Below are 5,075 nucleotides of genomic sequence, written 5' to 3'. Positions count from 1 at the left end.
CACGAAGCGATCGCTCGGATCAATCCAAGACCGACGTTCAGCCACCGTGCTCGGCCACTTTTTTTTTGAGCCAATCGAGCTCAACCTTCAGTCGACCGATTTGTTCATAGAGCTCTGCGGAACTCGGTTCGTCGGTGGTGGCCTTGCTCGCTGAAGGACTCTCGAAAATCGAAATCGCTCCTTCCAACAGCTGCTTTTTCCAAAGTGCAATCTGCGTCGCATGAACTTTATGAATCGATACCAATTCGCTCGTCGTCTTCAATCCACGAATCGCATCCAAGGCAACTTTCGCCTTAAATGGTCCGTCGAATTTACGTCTGCTCCGAGGCACGGTTGTCTCCCGCTCAATTGCTCGACACGATGCCTCAATAATCCTCGATCCAAACTCCGTTTTCTATCTAAGACGGTGGTCCGAAAAACGGGGTCCACTTCAGCAGCCAAAACGGCGACGGCAATGAAGGCAAATTGAATTCGCGCCACCTATCCTCTGAACGGAGATCCCTGAGTCGTCTGGTGAAGAGCAATATTTGACCCATCAGAGACATTCTGACATCCTATCGGCGAACGAATTGGGCACGCAAGACAATTGAGGTCGGGGCGTAGCTCCTCCCAAACTGCAGAATTAGCGTGGACCGTAATGTTGTCACCGACTTCCACACGACTGACAACGCTGATGCGATGGTTGACGGTTCATAGATCCTTCAGTTCTGAACGGCTGGCATCCGACATCACGATCTCAGCGATCATTGGCGGTGGTATCGGTGCCGCCTGCTACGTTTTTTACGGATTGCTTTTTGAGCAGTTCGTGATGCCGAAACTGAGACCACCCGAAGCGCCATTTTTGTCGTATGGGCAGCAGTGCGGTATGATCTCAACACCACTTGCAGCGTTTCTCGGCGTTGGCGTTGGTGTCTCGATTGCACTCTTGCGACGCTGGGGACTTTTGGTGGCGAGCGTAATCACAATTCCGATCCCCTTATTGGTTGCGTTCGCCGCTACCAAACTTTGGGAGTCCAATTTCCGTCGTTACGGTGCTGACCCATCGGATTGGATTCTGTACACGCCACTACTTGTTGGCTCTGCGATTTGTTTCGCTTGGAATATCGCAATTGCCGTTGTTGGCTGCTTGCGCCTTTTTGTGCAATCAACCCGAATGAAAATCTCTGAACCCATCGTCGACGAAGGAATGTGAATTGTGGGCGAGTTTTTTCAAAGGATGGCAAACGACGCCGGTAGGTAGAAGGCAAATCGATGTGGCGTAAAAGGATCAATGTTGGAATTCTCGTTTTGGCGTGCCTTTTGGTCGTCTGCGTTGTATTTCCGATGATTCTTCGCCTTCGTGAAACGGCTCGGAGAATGCAATCGAGAAATAACCTGAAACATATCGGGCTGGCTCTCCACAATTACCATGACTCCTACAACTGTTTTCCTGCGGGCGGAATCTTCAACCTTGAACGGCAAGCGTATCACGGTTGGATGACCACAATCCTTCCGTTTATCGATGATTACCCATTATGGAGCAGCATCGACGGAAAAGAACCGTGGGATACCACGAAAAACGCAGGATCATTTTTGCACGAACTGCCGTGCTATGAAAATCCAAGTGAACCGTTGCCGCAACGAAGCAAGTGGGAATTTCCATTGGCACATTACTCGGCTAATTCGCGCATTATGGCCGTGAATAGTTTCACGAAACTCGAATCAATTGAGAATGCCGAGCGGGTTTTTCTCGCGGGCGAACTTGCAGGCGATTTTCTGCCTTGGGGTTGTCCCTACAACTGGCGAGAACTCGGCAGTCTCAATGACAATCCACCAACTTACGGTCGGTCCACACGAGATGGTTGCCATTTTCTGTTTACCGATGGAAGAGTCGAATTCGTTGCGAACGAAGTGTCTGCGGACATTTTGAAGAAGATGAGCGGTGACGATCTGACTGGGTTCAAGGCCAATTCGCTGAAAATCCAGCGTCCTTCGTCGTTTCCCGTTCCAATAGACGCACTTCGAATCAGTTGGGATTGGGAACCGGACGCATTCGTCACGACCCGGGAAGACATTCACGGCAAAGTGACAACTGAAAAAGTTAAGAAGGGAAAGAATTCAAAGTGATGGAGATCCCATTCCTTCCGTAGGAAATTGAATCATGGGCGAGTTTTTCAGGAAACTCGGCGTAGTGACGCTGCTGATGGCGTGCTTGTTGACAGCGTCGTGGATTGCGTAGTTTACATGCCGCTACGGCCATGACTCGACAGAAAGCTCGCTGGATGACAGGCGCCAGGCGATGAAGAAAGTGAATTTGGGGCGTACAAAAGGGGTACGGAATACCGCCCCGGTTGTAAGCTCAACGGACTCACCAATGTAGGAAAGAAAAAACCCCTGTTTTCACAGGGGTTTCCAAGGTGCCGAAGGTGGGACTCGAACCCACACGTCTTTGAGGGACACTGGATTTTGAATCCGACATGAGGACTACCCTGCACTACCGAAGGCTACGATTCGTATCTGATTCCACAGTGAAACAGGCATGTCCGAGTCGTTCATGCGCCGGGTGAAATCGTGCCGTGGAGGTGGAACATAGGTGGAACAGCGTGACGGATTGTCTGAACTGTGACCAGGAACCACCGGGCGCATAATTAGGACAGTCACCGACTGTCGGGGGTAGTGACTCAGATCCGCCGTGGCGAGTTGGCCTGAGTCGTGCGACGTGGGACGCTTGGTGTGTCCGCTCGGTGTGCTCTCTGACGAGAGTCCGCCAAGTGTGGGCGAACGTAGCACGCCTCGTATCGACCGACCTACCAGCAGAGAATGACTGCCTCACCTCGAGACATCGTCGGATGTCGTCCGCCTCACGACTGGTTCTATGGATCTCGCGAACGATGTCGCCCACCCCATTCGCAGATCACCCATCTGCGTGACATCGCATTCAGTTTGAATCCGTGTCGAGTCAGAATCGTTGCGACGAGCAGAATTGCAGATGGCCCATCGATCACCGTCGTCCCAGCTCCGCAGCCATCGTGACCAGTGAGTCCTCGACAGGTCCAAGTGCGACGAGGCAGAATCCATCGTCAAATCTGTGCCGGTCATGCGATGACTTCGGCCCCAGCAAAAGCACGGAAGACACGCTCCTAGGCACCGACCCGGCGGGGCAGCTCCCCACTCGCGACCCCGCCCATTTACTACCTCCACCCCGTGGAATTTTTAAGGATTTCCTATCCCTTCAAACTCACTTTCGAGGTCGGTTTTCGTGTCGACCTGGAATTTCCCACTAAACTGGTGATAGATCTATTGATCTATGTCAAGTATCGATACGCCTGTTCAGTTGTGGGTCTATAGATCCTGCAGAGTTGTCAGGGGCGTGGTTTAATTGAGCTCCCCCCCACCTCTGGCATGGCGACAATTTACAATGTCGTGTTGCTCGAGCAATCGCACTGTGCCGGCTCGGCGAGGATTTTGGCCCCGCATCCAGCCACTCCTGACCGCAGACTACCAGTTATCCGTTGTGTCGAACCGGGGGCACAGGGTACGAGAACTGGCCGTTGACTATGCATATTGAGTATTCACTGCTCAATGGCATTGTTGGAGTTCACGCGATTATCACTTTTTTCACCAATAAATTATGTCGTTGACTGCCAGATTGTTACATCAACCAAACGAATGCCAATTGATCTTGTTTAAATAAGACACTGTTGTGTTATCGAAGCGTCTCGATACGATTGCCGCACGCCCTGAGAAAGCGGTACACAACTGATAGAACACGCTCGAAAGAGCGACTAACTCCCGGTTTTTGTGTGACGCTTTCTCAGGGCTCATGCGACCGGGAGTTTTTCTTTTTGGTCGGCGTTCGGAGACCTCCCGTGCAAGGACTAGCACCATGGCCAAGAAACCCGAGATGCAATTACAACTCGCGCTCATTCCACACACGATCAACAACAGTGTAATTCATCAAAGATCAGATGACGGATTCGTAAACGCTACGGCAATGTGCAAAGCGTGCGGAAAGAAGTTCACAGACTATCACCGATTGTCGTCGACAAAAGAGTACTTACAGGAGATGGAAGCCGTGGCGGGAATTCCCGCCACGGAATTAGTGATAATCAGACAATCCGGAAACCCAATCGAGCAAGGAACTTGGGTTCATCCTGAAGTGGCGATCCATCTTGGACAGTGGTGCTCACCGAAATTTGCCGTTGCCGTTTCTCATTTCATCCATCAATGGATGACTGGAAAACTTCGCACGTCACACGTTCCGTATCACCTTGAACGCTATGCAATCAATGCCGCCAGTATTCCTCGTGGCTACTTTTCAATGCTTACCGAAATGACGCTTCACCTGATCGGTCCGCTGGAACTCAAGGGTTACACCATCCCAGAAGCCATGCTGCCGGACATCTCTGAGGGGAAGATGTTTTGCAAGTGGCTGCGAGAAGAGAAGAACATTGACCCAGACAAGTTTCAGACGTACAAACACGTTTTCAAAGATGGAAGAGTGGTGAATGCGAAACTGTATCCTTCATCACTTCGAGAGGATTTTCTCAATCACTTTTGGGACGTCTGGGTTCCGACAAAAATGATACCCTATTTCAAACAAAGAGACCCGAAGTCATTGGAGTTCATTCCGAAGGCTTTCCCGTTGCTTTATGGTGCTCAGATGCAGCGACTTGTCAGGCTCCCACAGTAATCGCCTCGATCAGCCGTTCGCCCTGATTACGGACATTTCCGACATCCTTGCTGACGGGCCAAGCCTGCATTTCGTCAGCTGGGAAATGCTCGAGCATCGGCTGAATCGCTGCTGGATCATTGATCGCCGGGTCTAGCCATGGGTCGACGAGTGCATGAGTGAGGATCACCGGCATTCTGTCATGAAGCGGCTCCATCATGTCGTTTGCCGTGTGGGTGATGATTGTGCAAGACTCCACGGTTTCCCCTTCCGGCAACTTCCAGACCTCCCACAACCCCGCCATCGGCATTGGCGCGCCGTTCGTCAGGCTGATGTAATACGGCTGTTTATTCTTAGCATCGAGTTTCCGCCACTCGTAGAACCCACTGGCCATCACGAGACAGCGGCGGGATTTGAAAGCCGA

5 protein-coding genes are annotated in these 5,075 nt (G+C 51.5%); 3 read left to right on the top strand and 2 right to left on the bottom strand.

The annotated features are described in order from the left end of the window. Positions 1-37 precede the first annotated feature (37 nt). Entirely contained in the window at positions 38-331 is a 294-nt protein-coding gene (locus OSO_RS0137565) for an IS3 family transposase (RefSeq protein ID WP_010582138.1), read from the bottom strand. A gap of 306 nt (positions 332-637) precedes the next feature. On the opposite strand from OSO_RS0137565, the gene OSO_RS0137560 reads away from it, so the two are divergent. From OSO_RS0137560 to OSO_RS0137540, 3 genes are all read left to right on the top strand, one after another. Further along, complete coding sequence (locus OSO_RS0137560; RefSeq protein ID WP_010587894.1) at positions 638-1,192, top strand: hypothetical protein; 555 nt, start codon at positions 638-640, stop codon at positions 1,190-1,192. A 164-nt stretch (positions 1,193-1,356) separates the two neighbouring features. Further along, the gene (locus OSO_RS49145; protein ID WP_029247873.1) at positions 1,357-2,106 is read left to right on the top strand and encodes a DUF1559 family PulG-like putative transporter; all 750 of its coding nucleotides are present in this window, start codon (positions 1,357-1,359) and stop codon (positions 2,104-2,106) included. Between the two features lie 1,759 nt (positions 2,107-3,865). After that, on the top strand, positions 3,866-4,672 hold the full coding sequence (locus tag OSO_RS0137540; protein WP_010587892.1) for a KilA-N domain-containing protein: 807 nt from the start codon (positions 3,866-3,868) through the stop codon (positions 4,670-4,672). Here the strand turns inward: OSO_RS0137540 and OSO_RS0137535 are convergent. Further along, a partial coding sequence (locus tag OSO_RS0137535) for an SOS response-associated peptidase (protein ID WP_010587891.1) occupies positions 4,656-5,075 on the bottom strand: 420 nt, incomplete at its 5' end. The genes OSO_RS0137540 and OSO_RS0137535 overlap by 17 nt on opposite strands.

It is taken from the genome of Schlesneria paludicola DSM 18645 (genome assembly GCF_000255655.1).
Classification (GTDB): Bacteria; Planctomycetota; Planctomycetia; order Planctomycetales; family Planctomycetaceae; genus Schlesneria; species Schlesneria paludicola.
This window is presented reverse-complemented; position numbering and strand designations above follow the sequence as displayed.